Raw genomic sequence first — 20,639 nt, 5'->3', positions numbered from 1 at the left:
TGTCAATTCGATGGCCGCTCAGGTGCGGCGGGAGGAGGAGATTCATGGACATCCAGACCGATGCCGGGCGCTATCCTCGTCTCGACGGGGGCGCGGTCAAAGACGTTGGCCGCCTGCTGTTGCGCTGTGGTGACCGGCCCGGGCTGGTGGCGGCGGTCAGTGCCTTCCTAGCTCGATCCGGTGCCAATATCGTCTCGCTCGATCAGCATGCTACGGAACAGTCGGGCGGAACGTTCATGCAGCGCACCATTTTTCACCTCCCCGGACTGGCCGCCGCGCGAGACGGGTTGGAGCGTGACTTCGCCGAACAGGTCGCGACGCAGTTCGAGATGGACTTCCGGCTCACCGAAGCGTCCAAGCCCAAACGGGTTGCGATCATGGCCTCCAAGGACGACCACTGCCTGCTGGATCTGTTGTGGCGCAACCGCCGCGGCGAACTCGACATGTCTGTCGTGATGGTGATCTCCAACCATGCCGACCTCGCGGACCGAGTTCGCCCATTCGGCGTCCCCTTCCTGCACGTTCCAGCCACCAAAGATGTGCGAGCGCAGGCCGAAGAACGACAACTCGATGTTCTGCGAGGCAACGTCGACCTGGTGGTGCTGGCGCGTTACATGCAGATCCTGTCGCCTCGGTTCCTGGTCGAGGTCGGTTGTCCGCTGATCAACATCCACCACTCATTCTTGCCCTCGTTCATCGGCGCCGCACCGTATCGGCAGGCCAAGGAACGCGGGGTCAAGCTCGTCGGCGCGACGGCCCATTACGTGACCGACGAACTCGACGAGGGCCCGATCATCGAACAGGATGTCGTGCGCGTCGACCATCGTCACGGCGTCAGCGATCTGGTCCGGCTCGGCGCCGACGTCGAGCGGGCCGTGCTGTCGCGGGCAGTGCTGTGGCATTGCGAGGACCGCATCATCCGCTACGGAAACCAGACCATCGTTTTCTGACGTCAGCGGCTCTCCGCGGCTCTCCGCGGTGCTGCGGGGTGCTGCGGGGTGCTCCGCCGACAGTACGGGTGAGCAGTCCCTGTGCTGATGAGTGCGAATGCCCGTGTCTGACAACATCATTGCTGACATGGGAGAGTGCTGAGAAGTGGCTGAGTGCGTGTCGATGCCGATCCGTCGGTGTCGGCCGGGCGCGTCGAGCAGCTGTGCTGTCGCCGGCGGACCTCCGGATAGATCAGTCGTAGTCTGCGCCCGAGGACCAATTGCTACTACGCTGGCTCGTACAAGCACACACGGTGGCCTGGACTCCGCCGCTGATCAGAACGACCAGACGGCCGAGGACCCTCCATGGCAATCAGTGACATCGCCGCGTACACGCATCTGAGCAGCACCGATATCGAAGCGCTCGGCGCCGAACTCGATCTGATCCGTCAAGACGTCGAGGAATCGCTCGGAGCCAAGGACCGGCGCTACATCCGGGGGACCATCCTTTTTCAGCGCACGCTGGATATCGCCGCCCGACTGCTGATCGCCACCAGCCGGTCACGCACCGGCTGGACGATCGGCACCGCCGCACTGGCCTACGCCAAGAGCGTCGAGAACATGGAGATTGCCCACAATGTCGGCCACGGCCAGTGGGACTGGATGAACGACCCGGAGATCCACTCCAGCAGCTGGGAGTGGGACATGGTCGGAGTCTCGGCGCAGTGGCGGTACTCGCACAACTACCGCCACCACGTGTTCAGCAATGTGCTCGGCGTCGATGACGACCTCGGCTTCGGTGTGATCCGAGTCACCCGCGATCAGCCATGGGAGCGGCAACACCTCATCCAGCCGCTGCGAAACCTGTTGCTGGCCATCGGTTTCGAATGGGGCATCGCGCTGCACGATCTCTACTCCGAGCAGGACCGAGTGGAGGCGCCGGAGAAGCGGGCAGAGCAGACCCGTGCCTTCAAGGCGAAGATCGCCCGCCAGTGCGCAAAGGACTACCTGCTGTTTCCGGCGCTGAGCAGGTCGCGGTGGCGACGAACGCTGTCGGCCAATGTCACCGCGAACGTGGCTCGCAATGTGTGGGCCTACGTGGTCATTTTCTGCGGGCATTTTCCCGACGGAGCGGAGACCTTCACCCCCGAATCGATCGAGGGGGAGGGTAGACCGGAGTGGTATCTGCGTCAGATGCTGGGTGCCGCGAATTTCAACGCGGGCCGGCTGATGGCGTTCTCCAGCGGAAACCTCTGCTATCAGATCGAGCACCATCTCTTTCCCGACCTACCCAGCAACCGGTTGGCCCAGGTCAGCGAGCGTGTCCGCGAGCTCTGCGACAAGTACGATCTGCCCTACACCACCGGGCCGTTGGCGCATCAGTATCTGCTCACCCTGCGGACCATCTTCCGATTGGCGCTTCCCAACGACTATCTCGCCGAACGGCGACGCGGACTGCGTACCGTATTTGGTGACCTCACCCGCAGGTTCCGGCAGTAAGGTCGACGGTGGCGCGTGTGCCGGCAGGCATGCAGGCAATGGCGCCCTCCGCGGTTAGGGTGGTCGTTCCCATGGACCTGCGTCGTGCTCCCGTTACACGTCGGCGCCCACCGCCATGAGCGCGCCGGACCCGCTTGGTGCCCGAGCAAGGTTCCTGGCGGCGATCGACAAAGCCTCCCATCGTGGTGACGCGCCGGTCCGCCTGTGTGAGGCCGCGGTGATCGCGCTGCCGGTGCAGCACGCCGGGATCACTGTGCAGGTCGGCGATGTCGGTTTGGAAGTCCTCTGCGCCAGCGACTACATCGCGGAGCGCGTTGAGTGGGTGCAGGTCAGTCTTGGCGAGGGCCCGGCGTGGGAGGCCATCACCACCGGGGGCCCCGTGGTCGCGGCCAGCTTGTCCGTGACCGACGAGCGTTGGCCGGTGTTCTCTTCGGAAGCCGCGGCCTCGGGGGTCGGTGCACTGTACGCGGTGCCCCTGCAGGTCGGGGCCATCAAGGTCGGTGTGCTCGACCTGTACCGCGATTCCGAAGAGCCCATGGCCGACGCCGACTTCGCCGATGCGGTCGTGGTCGCGGATCTGATCACCGCGATCCTGCTCACGGTGGGGCGCACAGGTCGTCTCGCGGAGCCCTTGGGTCCGTGGTGGGATCAGCCGCTGAGCAGCCGTGAGGTGCACCAGGCGACCGGCATGATCATCGCTCAACTCGGCGTCGGGGCGAGGGAGGCCTACGTTCGATTGCAGGCGTATGCCTACCTGCACCGCCGCCTAATTCGGGAGGTGGCCCATGACGTCGTCTGCCGGCGGCTGCGTTTCGATTCCGATTCCGATAACGACGATGACTTGGACCCAGATCCGATGGTTCCGGCATAGCGAACTCGGAAATGTTCTATCTGCCCTGACATACATGCGAAAATCTGGCTGGAAGGAATTGCGATGGATCGCTACGAACGCCTGGCATCAGCATTTGTCGGGCTGGCGGACACTCTCGTCGCCGACTACGACGTCGTCGAGCTGGCGCAGCAGCTCATCGATAGTTCGATGACTCTGCTGCCGATCGCAGCTGCCGGAATTCTGCTCGGCGATGGGGCGGGCGAACTCCACGTGTTTGCCTCCAGCAGCGAGCAGACCCGCCTCCTGGAATTACTTCAGGTGGAAGCTGACATGGGTCCCTGCCTGCAGGCCTACCGGACCGGGCAGGGGGTGTTCGTCGAAGACCTGTCGGTCGATCCGCAACGCTGGCCGGCGTTCTCGCAACGCGCCGCCGAGTACAACTTCGGTTCGGTGTCCGCGCTACCGCTGCGGCTGCGCGACGAACGGGTGGGTGCGCTCAACCTGTTCCGCACCGACACCGGCGCGCTTCCGCCGACCGATGTCGCGGTGGGTCAGGCGCTGGCCGACGTGGCGACCATCGGAATCCTGCACCAACGGATCCTGACCCGCTCCGAACTGGTCAACCAGCAGCTGCAGACCGCACTGAACACCCGGGTGGTGATCGAACAGGCCAAGGGCGTGCTCTCCGAACGCGGAGCCGTCGATATGGACACCGCCTTCAAGTTGCTGCGCGCCCATGCGCGGCGCACACAGCAGCGCCTCGCCGATCTGTCGGCCTCGGTGGTCGCCGGCGCCGACACTGCCACCATCCTCGACGCCCCGTCCAACTGATTGGTTGGCTAAGCTCGCAGCCGTTGCGGCAAAGGTGCTGCGGCGACGAACGAGGGGAGCCCCACCATGCGCCGGCAAACTCAGGCACGGCCCGTTCAGCTGCCGCCCAGCCGTCCGGTGATCGTGCGCGGCGCCGATGGCACCCGCCTGCACACCGAGGTCTTCGGTCCTGAGGACGGTTATCCGATCGTCCTCGCGCACGGCATCACCTGTGCCATCCGGGTGTGGCACGAGCAGATCGCCGACCTGTCCCGGGACTACCGCGTCATCGCCTTCGATCATCGCGGTCATGGCCGCAGCGGCGTCCCCGGCCGCGGCCACTACAGCCTCAACCACCTGGCGTCGGACCTCGACGCCGTCCTTGAGGCCACGCTGGCGCCGGGGGAGCGTGCTGTGATCGCCGGCCATTCGATGGGCGGCATCGCCATCAGCGCCTGGGCTGATCGCTACCGACACCGGGTCTCGCGCCGTGCCGACGCCGTCGCATTGATCAACACCACCACCGGCGAGATCATCCGGCAGGTGAAACTCCTGGCCGTCACGCCCCGGTTGGCCGGCGGCCGGGAGGTGATCGGACGGCAGCTGATCAAGCGGTTCGGTGGCATGCCGGTAGTCCGGGCCGCGGAGGCGTCCAGCCGGCGTTTCGTCGCGGCCCTCGCCGTCGGGCGCGACGCCGATCGTGAGATCGGATCCTTCGTCTACGAGCTGTACGCGACCACCCCGGCTGCGGGCCGGGGCGGTTGCGCGAAGATGCTGATCGACTCACTGGAGAAGCGCCATATCCCGCTCGACGGGCTGACCGTGCCCACACTGGTCATCGGCAGCGAACGCGACCGCCTGCTGCCACTGGACTCCTCGCGGCGGATCGCCGAGCGGGCGCCGAATTTGGTGGATCTGCTCGAACTGTCCGGTGGCCACTGTTCGATCCTGGAATGCCCCGCCGAAGTCAACGCGGCGCTGCGCGCGTTGGCCGAATCTGCTTCGGCCGCGACGAAGCTCAGTTCTTGACCAGCGATCCACCCTGGTAAACGGTCTGACGCCGAGGCTTGCCGATGCGGTGGGCGCGACGCGGTTGAGTAGCCTGACGAGGATCGCAAGCCGATGGTAACGCCATTAGCCAGTGACGCTCATGACAATTCCGGCTCTAGAGGGAGTGGTAGCCATTTGTGCAGCATGAACGTCACTCCATGCCGGGCTAGGCGGTCCTGCGGTTCACAGTATCGGCGTTTGCCGGCAAGGAGTATCACCCCGTGGCACTATGAGGGAGTCGAGCCTGGACCTCGCTGGACGGGTGGGCGGGAGTGGTAACTGGCCCGGTCTGCCCTTGAACTAGTTGAAGGGCGATGTTTGATGTGAGTGCTGAAATCTCAGAAGTGGGCACAGTCCCGGAGCCAGAATTTGCCAAGACCGGACCGCATCTTCGGTGGGAGCTGAGACAGGTGATGTCGCGGGTCCGTCCGGAAGATCTCTCAGCCGCTGAGGTTTCCAGTCTGCTCGCCATCCTCGTCCCGGCCCATTCTCGTGTCATCGGCGGACCAGCCGGACGGCCAGCTCTGCGGGTCCTCGGAGTTGCCGGCGAGCACCCGGCGTCGTAGTTCGCTCAATAGCGAATCGACCGACGCGCCGCGCAAATCCCCTGTGAGCGTGGTCAGTTCCACCACGCCGAGTTCGTCGCTGGCCAGGTATCCGGCAGCCACCAATGCTTCGACCGGAGATCGGCCGTACGCGCGTGCCAGGGCCACCACAGCTTCGGCGCGGGGCTTTGTGGTTCCCCGTTGCCATCGCGAGATGCTTGATTGATCGATGCCGGTCGCGGCAGCAATATCCTTCTGGGCCGTGTCGCCGGTCACCGTGACGACGTACTCCCACCAGGTCACTTGCGCCCCTCGATCGGGGTTGGGAGCAATCGTCACTTTGTTTCCGTCCCACGCGTACCGACTGATATCGCAAGAGCGTAGCTCTAAGAAAGTGTATTGCATGTAAGCACGCATATTAGTATGCTTACATCCATACACGTGGACTGAGACCAGAGGGAGCGATGCGCGGCCAGCGCCGCGACAGCCAGCGATGTGAAGGCGCGAGCCGTCAAAATCTGCAGTCCCGGCTCTTCGTGAGCCGCCAAAGGAGCTTGAAATGAAAAATTCTGTCTATCCCTTCGCCGTCGGTATCGCCCTCGCGGGAGCCGGGGCCGCCTTGGCCCTCGGTGCCGGCTCGGCGCAGGCGGCACCAACAGTCACACCGTCACTGTCGCCGTCGGTGGCCAGCGCATGCCTGCTGGTGCCCACCGGTTGTTCCGTCGGAAGCACGATTGGGAGCAGCTTCGCGCTCAGTCCTAATGTGCCCACTCCGAACGCGCTTGCTGCAGCCTTCATCGGCCCGGTCGCCGGTGACCCGCTCTACAACCTCATCGGCTTCGCCGGGCAGATTCCGATCGTCAACATCTTCATCGCCAACGGCACCAACGGTGCAGCGGGTACCGGGGTCAACGGTGGCAACGCCGGGCTCCTCATCGGCTTCGGTGGTACCGGCGGATCGGGCGCCGACGGAGTGGTCGGCGGTAACGGCGGTGGCGGCGGACTGCTGTTCGGTGGCGGTGGCGGTGGTGGCGCCGGCGGGGTCGGCGCCGTGGGCGGCAACGGTGGAAGCTCCGGCATCCTCGGGGTGTTCAGTAGCGGTGGGACCGGCGGCGCCGGAGGAACTGGCGCAGCAGGCGGTAACGGCGGAAATGCCGGCAGCTTGGCGTTATTCGGCCATGGCGGCGCCGGCGGCGTCGGTGGCGCAGGCACAGTCGGCACTATCGGTGCGGCGGGCACGGGCACAGCGACACTGGGGGCCACTGGTACGGCCGGAACAACGGCGGGCACGACGGGAGCGAACGGTGTAAACCCGGCACCGAGTGGTGCTTCCGGAAATGCGGGCACAGCGGGGGTGGCCGGTACCGGTGGTGCCGGAACCGCAGGCACTGACGGAAATCCCGGCGGCCTCGGCGGGGCGGGTGGCACCGCAGGTGTGTCCGGCGTCGGCGGCGCGGGAGCAAACGGTGGTAACGGCACTCCTGGCGCCAATGGTGGCGAAGCCGGAGCCGGCGGCGCGGCAAGCACGGCCGGTGTAACCGCAGTCGGCGGAGCTGGCGCGGCGGGTGGCAATGGTGGAACCGGTACCACGACGGGCGGCGCCGGTGGCGCCGGTGGTGCGGCGGTCAATACCGCCGGCGCAGCGACGGGTGGCGCCGGTGGCGCCGGCGGCAGCGGCGGAGTCGGTGCCGCCGGAAGCAATGGTGGTACCGGTAGTGCAGGTGGCGTAGGTGGTGTAGGCGCCGACGGCACGAATGTCGGCGGCAGCGGCACCGCAGGCGGACCCGCAGGTGCCGGTGGCAATGGCGGCACCGGTGGGCTCTTCGGTGCCGGCGGCGCAGCAGGTAACGGCGGCACGGGCGGCACCGGTGGTGCCGGCGGCGTTGGTCAGGCAGGCGCGAACGGTGGCACCGGCGGAGTCGGGGCGGCCGGCGGCGCAGGTGGTACCGGTGCCGACGGCGGCAATGGTGGTGCCGGTGGTGCCGGTGGTGCAGGCACCGGCGGTGGTGTTCTCGGTGTCGGTGGAACAGGAGGCGTCGGTGGCTCAGGCGCCACCGGTGGAGCCGGTGGAGCGGGTGGCACCGGAGGCAGCGGCGGGACAGGCGGGGCCGGTGGGACCGGCGCAGCCGGTGGCACCGGTGGAGCGGGTGGCACCGGAGCTGCGGCAGGTAAGGCAGGTGCCGGCGGAATATTCGGTGGTACCGGGAAGGCAGGCACCGCCGGCAGCGCCGGGGCCAATGGAACCACCGGAGCAACCGGAGCGCACGGCGCCACCGGTGCTACGGGCAACACCGGCGCAAAAGGCGCCACCGGCGGCAGTGGCGCCGGCGGGACCGCAGGTGTGCATGGAGCCACCGGCGCGGCGTCATAAGCGCTGAGGCGGTTCTCGCCTAGAAGTTGTTGTCATCACTGGGGGCGTCGGCTGTGCCGACGCCCCCAGCGTCATACTCTTGCCGACCTGCTCTGGGCCGCAACGTAACTCAGCGTCGAACTGGCAGGGCCGCAGCCACTTCGGCGGCCGCCCGTCGCCCTGACCTGACGGCGCCGTCCAGGAAACCCGTCCACTCGTCTGCGGTTTCGGTACCTGCCCAGTGGATCGGCCCGACAGGCCGGCGTAACCACGGGCCCACCGTCGTCCACGACCCAGGTGGGACTGCCGCCGTCGGGCCACCAGGCGCGAATGGCTCAGTGCCCCAACTGTGGTCGAGGTAGTCGATCGGGTGCAGCGCCTGCTCGCCGAACAGTGCGGCAAACCCCGCCAGTGCGCGCTCGCGGCGCTGCTCGGCGGGCCAGGTGTCGAATTCCCTGGCATCGACAAATCCCAGCAGCACACCCGGCCCCGGGTCGTCGCCGGTGTACGGCGGGCTGACGTCGAAGGTGATGAAAACGGGTCCGGTGTCCGAAAGTGATTCGCCGGATTGGCCGTTGGCGCGCCAGAACGGAGTGTCATACACCGCATAGGCCTTGCTGAGGTGTCCTTGTGGCCAGCACTCGACGAGTTGTCGATGCTCGGACGGCAACTCAGGGGTAAAGGTGATCGCCCCGCGGTGCTGCGGCGGGATGGCCACGACGACTCTGGTCGCCCGCACGGTGTTGGGTCCGTAACCCACGGTGGCACCGTCGTCGTCGTACTCGATACGAATGACGTTGGCATTCAACCGCACCCGCTCGCCCAGCTCAGCTGCCATCTTCAGCGCGATCTGCTGGGTGCCGCCGGGAAAGCGGTCCTGCTGGGCGCCGTCGGTGACGTCGAGCATCCGGTCCAGACCGCCGGCCGCCCGGACGTAGCGTGCGGCGTGCAGCATCGACACCTCATCGGGTTCGCACCCCCAGGTGACTCTCGCCATGATCGCCAGCAGGTCCCTGGTCGTCGACGACGCCCGCACCGACCGCAGCCATTGACCCAGTGACTGGGCATCCAGCTCCGCTGCCCGCGGAGCCGTCCACGGCTCGCCGATCGGCACCTGTCGGGCCACCCTGGCGAACTGCCAGCGCACCCGCCACACGTTGAGAAGGCCGCCGATCGACAGGTTCGGGACTGTGCCCGCATACGAGCGGACCCGACCGCGCCAATTGATCAGGTTCTTGCCCTGGTGATATGTCGGGATGGTTTCGCAGTCCAGTTCAGCGGCCAGTTCGGCGACTGCGTCCTGGGTGGGACCGACGAAGGTGCCGCCGAGGTCCACCGGCAGACCGGCCACCGCGCCCGTATGGGACCGGCCACCGACCCGGTCGCGGCCCTCCAACACCAGCACGCTGTACCCGAGTCGCGCCAGCTCCCTGGCCGTCGTCAGTCCGGCGAAACCGGCACCCACCACCACGACATCCGCTGTGTCTGTCACGGCTCCATCCTCTCGCGATTTTGGCGTGCTCACGACCGCTGAGTGGTCAGGAGCACGCCGAAATCGCAGAGATGTCAAGGCGCGACGGTCAGCCAGTCGGCGAAGCCCGAGGGGTCGTGCCGTCCGAGTGCACCGTGCTCGAACAGGCCCCACCCCTCTTTGGCGATGCCGCTGCTGTCGGTGCAGACCGCGCGCCCGACGTGATCGATCACCCCGAAGCCTGCCCTGGCGACGATCGCCGGGTCAGTCATGTCGTAGGTCCGCCGCTCGGTGAACTTCTCGCCCTTCCATACCCCGTGGATCCAGTCCGAGTCGCCGCCGTAGCCGCCGCCGACGTGAATCGGCACCGGCAGTTTGGATTCGACATCGAAACGGAGCGCGGAGCCGTCACCAGCGGTCGCCTCGACGGTGGCGCCGGTCGGGATGCGGGTACCGGAGCGGTAGTGGATCTTCACCCGCGGCCAACCGAGCTGCTCGACCCTGCCGTCCTTGAAGATCCTGGTGCAATCGTTGAGCGACCGGAAGCCGTCGGGCGCCTCCTGGATGATGATCACGATGGCGAAGTCGTCGAAGGCCATCGGAATGTAGAGCCACCACATGCCTTCGAAGGGCGGATCGGCGGGCCGACCGGCGGGCTCGGCTTCGCCGATCGGCCGGATGCCCCAGGACCGGTCGCGGCTGCCGATCCAGGTCGCCGGGTCGACGATGATCTCCTCACCGTCGATCGCCAGCGAGCCGCTCCATGTGCCGAGCTGGGCGAAGCGCTGGGCGTCGAGGGTGACCCGATTGCCGGTCCGCATGATGTGCGGCTGCTCCTGCACGACGTCGAACAGCCCCTCCCAGGTCAGGTCGGCGGCGATGCCCTCGGTCTCGTCGAAGGCGATCCGGATCTTGTGCAGCGGCTCGGACACCTCGAGGTGGTAGGCGCCGACATGCTGGTTGATCCGGTCCTGGTCGATGGCGTCGGAGAAGTGCACCGCGGTCTGGGTGTCACCGCTTCCGCCATATTTGCCGCCTTCGCGGCGGGAAACCAGGAAGTACGCGTCCTTGACGCCCAGGTTCGGGTAGTAGCCGATGCCCGTGATGGCGAAGATGTCGCCGGTGCGGTCGTGGGCGTTGAAGTAGGACCGGTCGTAGAAGTTGCGGTCCGACGAGCCCGGCCACGCGATGGGCTGCGGAACCTGGTGTATCGGGTACTCATCCATCGGTCCGAGCATCAGGCTTCTCCGATCAATCTCTTCAGCAACGACCCGTGGTAGAAGAGCGACTCGACGTCCTCGGGCATCTCCATCTCACCGAAATGCACGCGCCGAGCACCGGTCCGCATGAACACGCACGCCCAGATCACCCCCGAGTACACGTAGAACCAGGACAGGTCGCCGAGTTCCACGCCGGCGAGCTTGGCGTAGGTGGCGCGCACGTCCTCCTCGCGCAGCACATCGGGTAGGCCCGGCATTTCGGCCAGTCCGCAGAGTTCCTGGAACACCATGTGCGCGAAGATTGTCCACGCGACGTCGAGCTCCCGCGGCCCCAGTGTCGTCATCTCCCAGTCCAGCACCGCGACGGGCCGGAAATCCTGGTAGAGCACATTGCCGACCCTGGCGTCGCCCCACAGCAGAACCGTCTCGGCGTCGGCCGACTCGGGCCAGTTAGCTTCCAGCCAGGCGAAGCTGCGTTCGAGTAACGGCGAGCGGCCGATGCCGGGGACAGCGAACTCGTACCAGGATCTCAGCCATTCAAAGTGGCGCTGCAGTGGTGTCAGTGTTTCGTCGGTGCCTTCGGCCAGAAATCCGAAGGTGTTCTCGGCGTTGGGAATCGAGTGCAGTTTCGCCAATACCTCGATGGTGGCGTCCTGTAGTTCGCGCTGCTTGTCGGCGGGCGCGTCGAAGAACCAGTTCCCGCCGAAGGTGTAGGGCATGACATCGGGCGGCACGATACCGTCGACGTGATCCATCAGAAAGAACGGCGTGCCCAGTACCTCGCCGGTGTTCTCCAGGTAGCGCACGCGGGGCACGGGCACGTCGGTCAGCTCACCCGCCAGGCGCATCACCTCGAACTGGTGATGCAGGTGGTAATAGGGGAACACCGGGATATCGGCCTCGGTGGGGGCGACGCGGGCTACCCACTTCTGTTCCTGCGCTTCGCCGTTCTCGGTCCATCGTCCCGTCAGGATGATGGTCTCCGAGGACATCCCATTGGAGTCGACGCCGCTCTCGACGGTGATATCCGGCGTCACACCGCCGGGCATGACAGTCGACAACCACTGCGAGAGCACCGCGGGCAGTGTGGTGACATCGCGGCTTGAGCGTTGCAGTCGGCCGACATCTTCGACAGCCGGTTCAGTAGCCACAGGTACTTCCTTCGCGAGGTAATTACGATACGGTGGGTAGCGTTATGAAAGCAGACCCATCCATCGTTGACAAGGCATCGGGCGCGGGACGGCCCCGCGACCCTCGCATCGACGCTGCCATACTCGCCGCGACTGCGGAACTGCTTGTCGAAATTGGCTATTCGAATCTCACGATGGCAGCCATCGCCGAGCGCGCGGGTACCACGAAAACCGCCCTGTATCGGCGCTGGTCCAGCAAGGCGGAACTCGCGCACGAGGCGGCATTCCCCACGGGCCCGGGTGTGCTGGCGATTCCGACGGGCGATATCGCCATGGATGTGCGGGCGATGATCGCCGCTGCGAGGGATGTCTTCACCAGCCCGGTGGTGCGGGCCGCACTGCCGGGACTGGTCGCCGACATGACCGCCGACGCCGAACTCAACGCGCGCGTGATGGGTCGCTTCGTCGGACTGTTCGACGCGGTGCGGATCCGTATCGCCGAAGGGGTCGAGCGCGGCGAGGTGCACGCCGATGTCGACCCGGGCCGCCTCGTCGAGTTGATGGGCGGCGCGACCCTGCTACGACTGCTGCTGGATCCCGAGACCGACCTCGACGACGAGTGGGTGAACGGAACGGCCGCGATCGTCGTGCACGGGGTCAGGACACCGAAGGAGGACGTGTGAAGCGACTTGCAGGACGAACCGCAATCGTGACGGGCGCGAGCAGGGGACTGGGCGCGTCCATTGCGGTGGCGCTCGCAGCCGAGGGCGCTGCAGTAGCGGTGGTGGCTCGCACCGAGCAGGTTTGGGACGAGCGGTTGCCAGGGACCATCGGCGAGACAGTGGCCGCCATCGAGGCGATCGGCGGTACCGCGGTTCCGATTCGAGCGGATCTGCTTGACCCCGAGGACATTCCGCGTCTCGTGGAGGAAGCCCGGGCCGCGCTGGGCCCGATCACACTGCTGGTCAACAACGCGGCGTTCACCGCACCGGGGCGGCCACCGCGGACCGACGCACCGCCGCGACCGAAGGCGCCCAGGCCCGACGGCGATGCCAAACCGGACTGGCCCGGCTTCGTCGCGATCCCCGTATCGGCGTTCCGCCGGCACTTCGAGATCTCCGTCTTCGCGGGTTACGAGCTGATGCAACTGGTCGCTCCCGACATGATCGAAGCTGGTCTCGGGTCCATCGTCAATATCTCCTCGGTGGCTTCCCGGCTGCCGGGCAGCGGCCCGTTCGGCGACACCTCGAGCGGCGTCCTGCCTGGGTATGGCGGGTCGAAGGCCGCGCTGGAGCACCTCACGTCGTGCGCGGCCTACGATTTGCAGCGGCACAACATCGCAGTCAACGCGCTGTCGCCGTCGCAGCCGATGATCACGCCCGGATTGTCCTATTACATCAAGGAATTCGACTCGAACGTGGGTGTGAACGAAGACTTCGCCGAAGCCGTCGTGCGCCTGGCGCTGGTCGATCCGACCGTGGTCACCGGCCGCACCGTCGGGCATCGTGAGGTGTTGGACGGCAGCTTCGCCGGTTTCGACGTGTCGTCGGCTTCGCTCTAGGGAATCGCTTGTGAGCCGGTCGGTTTGAAGTTGGGATTGGCGATCGCGGTCGAAACGCCGCTGCCGATGGGGCCGCGCCGGTCGAACAGACTTGCCGTCGCGATGGCCACCCCGCCGGCGCTGTAGTGCGTCAGTGACGCCATTCCGATGAATTCGCCCTCCGGGAGTCGGCTCAGCAGCATCGTGTAGTCCGCGTTGATGAAGGCCAACCCCGAAAGGCCGAAGTTGGTCAGGCTCGCGGTGACGTCGACGGCCATCGCGGCGCGCACGAACGGGGTGAGCTTTTCACCGCGCACCAGTTCCCGAAAGTCGTAGACCCAGGCGTAGCGCCTGCCGTCGTGCTGCCACGCGAAGCCCTTACCGTTCGAGTCGGGTTCGCGTCCATAGGGCGCGACGAACATCGGTATCGCCGACGGCCATTCCTCGGGCTCGTCGGGTACCGGGGGCATCTCCACCGGGGTGGTCCACACCTGTTCGTCAGGTTGTTCGCCGCGCCGGAGATACAGGGCGGAGGCCCTGGCCACCTCCTCGCCGCCCTGGATCAACGAGGCGTCGACGGCCTGCATCCGGCGCCCGGAGCGGACCACGGTGGAGGTGGCGCGCACCGGTTCCATCGAGACCCGGCGCATGATGTCGACGGTCAGCCGCGCGGGCTGCAACTCGGCATCCGCGGTGACGCGCTCGATCTCGCGGGCCAGTAATCCGCCGACCACCTGGCCGCCGAGGGTGGGACCCCAGCCGCCTTGGGCGATCTCGTTGGGCACGAAGGTCTCACCCTCGCGCTCAAAGTACGGTGTCACCTGCGCCTGACCCATGCCTGCGCCTTTCCGTCGCCGCTACTGAATCACTTACAGTAACTGGCTCTTGTTTCGGGCGGCCACCTCGGCCCGGCGGGCGTCGAGTCCTGCGGTGTCCGGCCGCATGGTTTTCGTGATCGCGTGTTCGGCGGCGAGAGCGGCATCGGTCACCGGGGCCGAACCGCGGACGTACATCTCCTTGAGCCCGGTCATGATCGGGGTGGGCACCTCGGCGATCTGGGTGGCGAGCTCGACGGCCCGGTCCAGCAGCCGATCGTGGGCGACCACTTCGGTGACCAGGCCGATGCGCTCGGCACGGTGTGCATCGACGACCTCGCCGGTCATCGACAGTCGGCGGGCCATGGCCGCACCCACCCGCTGCGGGAGCCGGGCGGTCATGCCACCGCCGGGCAGGATGCCGACCCTGGCGTGGGTGTCCGCGAAAATCGCGCGCTCAGAGGCGATCAGAAAGTCGCAGGCGAGCGCCATCTCGAGGCCTCCGGTGAAGGCGGCGCCGTTGACGGCCCCGATGATCGGGGTCGCCATCTCGGCCGGTTTGGTGATGCAATTCTGCGTCTGGAATTTCGCGAAGTACTCCATGCCGAGGCGCTGCGCCTCCTTGAGGTCGACGCCCGCGCAGAACGCCGGGTCGGTCCCGGTCAGCACCACGGCTCGGATGTCAGCCGACGTGTCGGCCTCCACCAGTGCCGCGAACAGCGCCTCGATCAGGTCCCGGTTCAACGCGTTTCGCGCCTCCGGCCGGTTCATGGTCAGCACGCGTACGGCGCCGTGGTCGGCAATGACGACGGAAGTCATGGCCTGACGTTAGCGTGGCAGCCCCTCAGCGCAGGAAGTGTGCCGCGTTATCGGCCAAGTCCAGCAGCGGCTGCGGCAGCGCACCGAGTGCCAGCGTGATCGCCGCGGTGATCGTCACCGTGGCGATGCTCAGTGAACTCGGCACCACGACCTCGGGCGCATCGGCGGGCGATTCGGTGAAGAACATCAACACGATCACCCGAACGTAGAAGTACGCGGCGATGGCGCTGGCGAGTACACCGACGATGACCAAGGGGATCGCCCCACCTTCGCCCGCCGCCTTGAACACCGCGAACTTGCTGACGAATCCACTGGTCAGGGGAATGCCGGCGAATGCGAGGAGGAACAGCGAGAACACCACCCCCACCAGCGGTGAGCGACGACCCAGGCCGGCCCACTGGGCGATCGTGGTGGCTTCCTCACCGTTGCGGTCGCGGACCAGGCTGACCACCGCGAAGGCGCCCAAAGTGCTAAATCCGTAAGCGAACAGGTAGAACAACGTGCCCGACAGTCCGCTGTCGTTCAGCGCGATGACACCGGTGAGGATGAACCCGGCGTGCGCGACCGCCGAGTAGGCCAGCATGCGTTTCACGTCGGTCTGGGTGATGGCGGTGACGGTCCCGACGATCATCGTCAGGATCGCGATGACCCACAGCACCGGTCGCCAGTCGGCCCGCAGATCGGGGAGTGCGACGTAGAAGATGCGCAGCATCGCGCCGAACGCGGCAACCTTGGTGCCGGCGGCCATGAAGGCGGTGATCGGGGTCGGCGCACCCTGGTACACATCGGGTATCCACGAATGGAACGGCACCGCGCCGACTTTGAACAGCACACCGACCGCGAGCAGGCCGGTGCCGATCAGCGCGAGCGACGTGTCACCCCCGCCGCTGAGAACCGCGTCCCCGATACCCGTCAGCGAGAGGGTGCCGCTGTACCCGTAGAGCAGGGCGACACCGTAGAGGAAGAACGCCGACGAGAACGCGCCCAGCAGAAAGTATTTCAGCGCGGCTTCCTGGGACAGCAGCCGTTGGCGTCGGGCCAGTCCGCAGAGCACATACAGCGGCAGCGACAGCACTTCCAGAGCGATGAACATGGTCAGCAGGTCATCGGCCGCCGGGAAGATCAGCATGCCGCCGACGGCGAACATCGTCAGCGGGAACACTTCGGTCTGCGCCACACCGGCTTTCGTCGCCAGTTTTTCCGCGACGCTGCCCGCGACCGCGGCGGCCTGTGGGGTGAAGGCGTCCAGCCCGGCAGATTCCGAATCGTGGGAAGCACCCACCCGGATGCGCCGCTCGGCGACCAGCAGCACCCCGAGCACGCCGATCAACAGGATGGTGCCCTGCAGGAACAAGGCAGGCGGGTCGACGGCGATTGCCCCCATCACGGCGAGCCGGCCCGGTGAGCCGTGCAGGCCAAGTGCCAGCAGCACGACGGCGACAAAGGCGGCCGCCAGGCCGCCGATGCTCAGTACGAGTTGAGCGCGGTACCGCGCCTTGCGGGGCAGAAACGCTTCGACGAGCACACCCGCGACGGCCACTCCGAGGACGATCAGGATGGGGGAGAGCTGCCCGTATTCGACACTCGGTGTGGGAAGACTCATTTCACCGGCCCTTCCGCGATCCGGTGCGCCGGGTCGTGCTGGTTGATGGTCGTCAGGGTGTGCTCGACGGCCGGGTTGATGATGTCCAGCGCCGGCTTCGGGTAGACGCCGAGAAGCAGCAGCAGCGCGATCAGTGGTACCACTACGGCGATCTCGCGCGGACGCAGGTCCTGCATACCGTCGTTGGCGTGGTTCGCCGGGCCGCCCATCATCCGCTGATAGAGCCAGAGGATGTAGATCGCGGAGAGCACCAGGGCCGTCGAGGCGATCACGGCGAAGGCGGGGTAGCGGGTGAAAGTGCCGATCAGGACCAAAAATTCGCTGATGAACGGCGCCAAACCGGGTAGCGACAGGGTGGCCAGCCCGGAGACCAGGAAGGTGCCGGCCAGGATCGGGGCGACTTTTTGTACACCGCCGTAGGCGGCGATCAGTCGTGTTCCGCGCTGGGACACCAGGAATCCGGCGATCAGGAACAGCGCCGCGGTGGAGATGCCGTGGTTGACCATGTACACCGCCGTAGGCGGCGATCAGTCGTGTTCCGCGCTGGGACACCAGGAATCCGGCGATCAGGAACAGCGCCGCGGTGGAGATGCCGTGGTTGACCATGTACAGGGTGGAGCCGGACTGGCCCTGGCTGGTCATCACGAAGATGCCGAGAATGATGAAGCCGAAGTGGCTGATCGAGGTGTAGGCGATCAGCCGCATGACATCGGTTTGCCCGATCGCCAGGATGGCGCCGTACACGATTCCGATCACCGCGAGCGTGATGATGAAGGGCCGGAACAGCGTTNAGGCGATCAGCCGCATGACATCGGTTTGCCCGATCGCCAGGATGGCGCCGTACACGATTCCGATCACCGCGAGCGTGATGATGAAGGGCCGGAACAGCGTNGAGGCGTCGGGGAACAGCTGCAGGCAGTAGCGCAGCATGCCGAAGGTCCCGACCTTGTCGACGACGGCCATCATCAAGACCGCAGTGGCGGGCGTCGATTCGACGGCGGCGTCCGGCAGCCAGCGGTGGAACGGCCACAGCGGCGCCTTNANCGCGAAGGCGAACATGAAGCCGAGGAACAGGGCGTTCATGATGGCGGGGTTGACGCCGAGCTGGCCGCTGGAGACCGCGGCGACGATCGCGCGGAAGTGTCGCTGTTCGCGGTCACCACGTACAGCCCGATCACCGCGGCCAGCATGACGAGCCCGCCGAACAGGTTGTACAGCAGGAACTTCACCGCTGCTTTGGAAGACTCGGCGCGGCTGGCTCCATATCCGCCGATCAGGAAGTACATCGGGATGAGCATCGCCTCGAAGAACACGTAGAACAGCAGCACGTCCAGGGAGGTCAGCGAGATCAGCACCATGCCCTCGACCGCGAGCGTCAGTGCGACGTAGCTGTGCTCCGAACGCCCGGCCAGCCCGGTCTGGTCGCGGGCGTCGTTCCAGCCGGCGAGCAACAGCACGGGCACGAGCACCGCGGTCAGGACCACCAGCGCCAGCGCGATTCCGTCCACGCCCAGGATGTAACCGGTGCCGAACGTCGGGATCCACACGTGATCCTCGACGAACTGGTATTGCTCGCCGCCCGGCTTGAACGCAACAGCGAGGACAATCGCGATCACCAGCACCACCAGCGAGACGGCGATACCGGCATACTTCGCGAATTGTCTTGCCCCCGAAGGCAACAGAATGATGATCGCGGCGCCGAGCATCGGCACCGCCCACAGCACGGTCAGCCAGGGAAAGTCGGTCACCATACCCGCACCACCAGAACCCCCGCGACCACCAGTGCCGCGCCCGCCAGCATGGACAGCGCATAGGACCGGGCGAAACCGGTCTGCAGACCACGCAGCCGATCCGACGCACCGCCGACGAGCGCCGCCAAGCCGGTGGCCACGCCGTCGATACCCCTGTCGTCGACCACCACCAGGTCTGCGGTCAGCACCTGACCGGGGCGCATGAACGCCGCCTCGTTGAACGCGTCGCCGTACAGGTCGTTGCGGGCCGCGACCGTCAACACCGATACCTCCTCTGGTGCGAGCTCCGGCACGGTTCGGGTGGCGTACATCCGGTAGGCGGTGGCGATGCCGGTGGCGACGGCGGTCAGTGTGAGGGTGGTCAGTGTCCAGATGGGGGTGGGGTGCTGGGTGTCGGGGACGGCGCCGACGACGGGGGCGAGCCAGTGCTCCAGGGTGCCGCCGATGGCNGTGAGGGTGGTCAGTGTCCAGATGGGGGTGGGGTGCTGGGTGTCGGGGACGGCGCCGACGACGGGGGCGAGCCAGTGCTCCAGGGTGCCGCCGATGGCGAGTAGGGCGCCGGCGCCGACGGATCCGATCGCGAGGACGATCATGGGTGCGGTCATGGCTACCGGCGATTCGTGGGGGTGGGTCTCTGGTTGCCACCTCTTGTCGCCGAAGAAGGTGAGGAGCATGACGCGGGTCATGTAGAAGGCGGTGATCCCGGCTCCGAGCAGCGCCGCGCCGCCTAGGAGCCAGCCCTTGATTCCGCCGGTGTTGAAGGCGGTGTCGATGATGGCGTCTTTGGAGAAGAACCCGGCGAACGGGGGGATCCCGATGATGGCCAGGTAGGCGAGGCCGAAGGTGACGAACGTGACGGGCATGAGTGTGCGTAGGCCGCCGTAGCGGCGCATATCGGTTTCGTTGTCCATGGCGTGCATGACTGACCCGGCACCGAGGAACAGGCCGGCTTTGAAGAAGCCGTGGGTGAGCAGGTGCAGGATCGCCACCGCGTACCCGGCCGGGCCCAGACCGGCGGCGAGCACCATGTACCCGATCTGGGACATGGTGGAGGCGGCGAGGGCTTTTTTGATGTCGTCTTTGGCGCAGCCGATGATCGCGCCGAACAGCAGCGTGACCGCGCCGATGATCGCCACGAAGGTTTGCGCGGTCGGGGCCAGATTGAATACCGGTCCGGAGCGGACGATGAGGTACACCCCGGCGGTGACCATGGTCGCGGCGTGGATCAGCGCGGAGACCGGGGTGGGGCCTTCCATCGCGTCACCGAGCCAGGACTGCAGCGGGACCTGCGCGGACTTGCCGCAGGCGGCCAGCAGCAGTAGCACTCCGATCCAGTTGAGGGTGGCCGAGGACAGGCCCGCGGTGGCGGCGAATACCCCGGCAAAGGACAGGGTGCCGATGTGGGTGAACATGATCATCATCGCCAAGGCCAGGCCGATGTCGCCGACTCGGTTGACGATGAACGCTTTCTTGGCTGCTGCGGCGGCGGCGGGTTTGTAGGACCAGAAGCCGATCAGTAGGTAGGAGGCCAGGCCGACGCCTTCCCAGCCCATGTACAGACCTAGGTAGTTGTCGGCCAGGACCAGTAGCAGCATGGCGGCGACGAAGAGGTTCAGGTAGGCGAAAAATCGGCGCCGGTCGGGGTCGTCGTGCATGTAGCCGATCGAGTAGAGGTGGATCAGGGCGCCGACGCCGGTGATCAGCAGCACGAAACACACACTCAGGGCGTCGAGTTGGAGTCCGAAGTCGACGTGGAGGGCCGCCACGGGCACCCAGGTGAACAGGGTGTCGTGCACGAGGCGCTCAGCAGGTGGCGCCAGGGCCAGATCGATGAACAGCATCACCGCCCAGCCGAAGGAGGCGATCACCGTCGCGCATCCCAGAATATGTCCCCAGGCGTTGGTGCGGCGCCCGCCCAGTAGTAGGACGGCTGCCCCGGCCAGGGGTAACACGATGAGCCAGATCAAGGTCATCGCGGCTCAGCCTTTCAGGAGGTTGGCGTCGTCGACGTTGGCGGTGCGTCGGGTGCGGTAGATGGTCATGATGATCGCCAGCCCGACTACCACTTCACACGCGGCGACGACCATCGTGAAGAACGCCACCACCTGTCCGTCGAGGTGGCCATGCATCCGCGAAAACGTGACGAACGCCAAATTGCAGGCATTGAGCATCAACTCCACGCACATGAACATCACGATCGCGTTGTGCCGCAACAACACTCCAGCCGCACCAATCGTGAACAACAACACCGACAAATACAGATAACTCACCGGG

The 20,639-nt window shown here is 66.3% G+C and carries 17 protein-coding genes and 1 pseudogene; 8 read left to right on the top strand and 10 right to left on the bottom strand.

Annotated elements, in window-relative coordinates:
- Positions 1–44 precede the first annotated feature (44 nt).
- The 5 genes from purU to H7J73_RS13545 all read left to right on the top strand — a co-directional run bounded on the left by purU (position 45) and on the right by H7J73_RS13545 (position 5,100).
- Positions 45–950 (top strand): formyltetrahydrofolate deformylase, encoded by a 906-nt coding sequence (gene purU, locus H7J73_RS13565; RefSeq protein ID WP_264067954.1) that lies wholly within the window; start codon positions 45–47, stop codon positions 948–950.
- A 345-nt stretch (positions 951–1,295) separates the two neighbouring features.
- Positions 1,296–2,429: a fatty acid desaturase family protein gene (locus H7J73_RS13560; RefSeq protein ID WP_264067953.1), complete on the top strand. Its 1,134-nt coding sequence runs from the start codon at positions 1,296–1,298 to the stop codon at positions 2,427–2,429.
- Positions 2,430–2,544: 115 nt separating this feature from the next.
- A complete protein-coding gene (locus tag H7J73_RS13555; protein ID WP_264067951.1) occupies positions 2,545–3,300 on the top strand; it encodes a GAF and ANTAR domain-containing protein in 756 nt (251 codons plus the stop codon).
- A gap of 63 nt (positions 3,301–3,363) precedes the next feature.
- Complete coding sequence (locus H7J73_RS13550; protein WP_264067949.1) at positions 3,364–4,092, top strand: GAF and ANTAR domain-containing protein; 729 nt, start codon at positions 3,364–3,366, stop codon at positions 4,090–4,092.
- A 66-nt stretch (positions 4,093–4,158) separates the two neighbouring features.
- Positions 4,159–5,100, top strand: a complete 942-nt coding sequence (locus H7J73_RS13545) for an alpha/beta fold hydrolase (protein WP_264067948.1) — start codon at positions 4,159–4,161, stop codon at positions 5,098–5,100.
- 461 nt (positions 5,101–5,561) lie between these two features.
- On the opposite strand, the gene H7J73_RS13540 is transcribed toward H7J73_RS13545, so the two are convergent.
- The gene (locus tag H7J73_RS13540) at positions 5,562–6,083 is read right to left on the bottom strand and encodes a helix-turn-helix domain-containing protein (protein WP_264067947.1); all 522 of its coding nucleotides are present in this window, start codon (positions 6,081–6,083) and stop codon (positions 5,562–5,564) included.
- 142 nt (positions 6,084–6,225) lie between these two features.
- On the opposite strand from H7J73_RS13540, the gene H7J73_RS13535 reads away from it, so the two are divergent.
- Positions 6,226–8,037, top strand: a complete 1,812-nt coding sequence (locus H7J73_RS13535) for a PE family protein (RefSeq protein ID WP_264067946.1) — start codon at positions 6,226–6,228, stop codon at positions 8,035–8,037.
- Between the two features lie 109 nt (positions 8,038–8,146).
- Here H7J73_RS13535 and H7J73_RS13530 read toward each other — a convergent pair whose 3' ends face one another.
- From H7J73_RS13530 to H7J73_RS13520, 3 genes are all read right to left on the bottom strand, one after another.
- A complete protein-coding gene (locus H7J73_RS13530; protein WP_264067945.1) occupies positions 8,147–9,508 on the bottom strand; it encodes a flavin monoamine oxidase family protein in 1,362 nt (453 codons plus the stop codon).
- A 74-nt stretch (positions 9,509–9,582) separates the two neighbouring features.
- A complete protein-coding gene (locus tag H7J73_RS13525; RefSeq protein ID WP_264067944.1) occupies positions 9,583–10,725 on the bottom strand; it encodes an Rv3169 family protein in 1,143 nt (380 codons plus the stop codon).
- Entirely contained in the window at positions 10,725–11,858 is a 1,134-nt protein-coding gene (locus H7J73_RS13520; RefSeq protein WP_264067943.1) for a phosphotransferase family protein, read from the bottom strand. Before H7J73_RS13520 ends, H7J73_RS13525 begins: the two co-directional genes overlap by 1 nt.
- 44 nt (positions 11,859–11,902) lie before the next feature.
- On the opposite strand from H7J73_RS13520, the gene H7J73_RS13515 reads away from it, so the two are divergent.
- Positions 11,903–12,520, top strand: a complete 618-nt coding sequence (locus H7J73_RS13515; RefSeq protein ID WP_264067942.1) for a TetR/AcrR family transcriptional regulator C-terminal ligand-binding domain-containing protein — start codon at positions 11,903–11,905, stop codon at positions 12,518–12,520.
- A complete protein-coding gene (locus H7J73_RS13510; RefSeq protein ID WP_264067941.1) occupies positions 12,517–13,398 on the top strand; it encodes an SDR family NAD(P)-dependent oxidoreductase in 882 nt (293 codons plus the stop codon). The genes H7J73_RS13515 and H7J73_RS13510 overlap by 4 nt, the downstream gene beginning before the upstream one ends.
- Here the strand turns inward: H7J73_RS13510 and H7J73_RS13505 are convergent.
- The 6 genes and pseudogenes from H7J73_RS13505 to nuoK all read right to left on the bottom strand — a co-directional run.
- A complete protein-coding gene (locus H7J73_RS13505; protein WP_264067940.1) occupies positions 13,395–14,213 on the bottom strand; it encodes a thioesterase family protein in 819 nt (272 codons plus the stop codon). The genes H7J73_RS13510 and H7J73_RS13505 overlap by 4 nt on opposite strands.
- Before the next feature lie 33 nt (positions 14,214–14,246).
- Positions 14,247–15,011: an enoyl-CoA hydratase gene (locus H7J73_RS13500; RefSeq protein ID WP_264067939.1), complete on the bottom strand. Its 765-nt coding sequence runs from the start codon at positions 15,009–15,011 to the stop codon at positions 14,247–14,249.
- A gap of 25 nt (positions 15,012–15,036) precedes the next feature.
- Positions 15,037–16,614, bottom strand: a complete 1,578-nt coding sequence (gene nuoN / locus H7J73_RS13495) for an NADH-quinone oxidoreductase subunit NuoN (RefSeq protein ID WP_264067938.1) — start codon at positions 16,612–16,614, stop codon at positions 15,037–15,039.
- A pseudogene (locus H7J73_RS13490) lies at positions 16,611–18,365 on the bottom strand (NADH-quinone oxidoreductase subunit M). Before H7J73_RS13490 ends, nuoN begins: the two are co-directional and overlap by 4 nt.
- Positions 18,359–20,338 (bottom strand): NADH-quinone oxidoreductase subunit L, encoded by a 1,980-nt coding sequence (gene nuoL, locus H7J73_RS13485; protein WP_264067937.1) that lies wholly within the window; start codon positions 20,336–20,338, stop codon positions 18,359–18,361. The pseudogene H7J73_RS13490 and the gene nuoL overlap by 7 nt, the downstream one beginning before the upstream one ends.
- Positions 20,339–20,344: 6 nt before the next feature.
- On the bottom strand, positions 20,345–20,639 hold a 295-nt coding region (gene nuoK / locus H7J73_RS13480; protein WP_435405489.1), incomplete at its 5' end, for an NADH-quinone oxidoreductase subunit NuoK.

This window comes from Mycolicibacterium komossense (genome assembly GCF_025822605.1).
GTDB classification, from domain to species: domain Bacteria; phylum Actinomycetota; class Actinomycetes; order Mycobacteriales; family Mycobacteriaceae; genus Mycobacterium; species Mycobacterium komossense.
Note: the sequence above shows the minus strand (reverse complement) of the source record. Positions and strands in the feature narration are given on the sequence as shown.

What these genes read in the sequence shown, in the direction of transcription:
- purU (WP_264067954.1), top strand. Translation starts at nt 45, where the DNA reads ATGGACATCCAGACCGATGCCGGGCGCTATCCTCGTCTCGACGGGGGC.
- H7J73_RS13560 (WP_264067953.1), top strand. Translation starts at nt 1,296, where the DNA reads ATGGCAATCAGTGACATCGCCGCGTACACGCATCTGAGCAGCACCGAT.
- H7J73_RS13555 (WP_264067951.1), top strand. Translation starts at nt 2,545, where the DNA reads ATGAGCGCGCCGGACCCGCTTGGTGCCCGAGCAAGGTTCCTGGCGGCG.
- H7J73_RS13550 (WP_264067949.1), top strand. Translation starts at nt 3,364, where the DNA reads ATGGATCGCTACGAACGCCTGGCATCAGCATTTGTCGGGCTGGCGGAC.
- H7J73_RS13545 (WP_264067948.1), top strand. Translation starts at nt 4,159, where the DNA reads ATGCGCCGGCAAACTCAGGCACGGCCCGTTCAGCTGCCGCCCAGCCGT.
- H7J73_RS13540 (WP_264067947.1), bottom strand. Translation starts at nt 6,083, where the DNA reads ATGCGTGCTTACATGCAATACACTTTCTTAGAGCTACGCTCTTGCGAT.
- H7J73_RS13535 (WP_264067946.1), top strand. Translation starts at nt 6,226, where the DNA reads ATGAAAAATTCTGTCTATCCCTTCGCCGTCGGTATCGCCCTCGCGGGA.
- H7J73_RS13525 (WP_264067944.1), bottom strand. Translation starts at nt 10,725, where the DNA reads ATGCTCGGACCGATGGATGAGTACCCGATACACCAGGTTCCGCAGCCC.
- H7J73_RS13515 (WP_264067942.1), top strand. Translation starts at nt 11,903, where the DNA reads ATGAAAGCAGACCCATCCATCGTTGACAAGGCATCGGGCGCGGGACGG.
- H7J73_RS13505 (WP_264067940.1), bottom strand. Translation starts at nt 14,213, where the DNA reads ATGGGTCAGGCGCAGGTGACACCGTACTTTGAGCGCGAGGGTGAGACC.
- H7J73_RS13500 (WP_264067939.1), bottom strand. Translation starts at nt 15,011, where the DNA reads ATGACTTCCGTCGTCATTGCCGACCACGGCGCCGTACGCGTGCTGACC.
- nuoN (WP_264067938.1), bottom strand. Translation starts at nt 16,614, where the DNA reads ATGAGTCTTCCCACACCGAGTGTCGAATACGGGCAGCTCTCCCCCATC.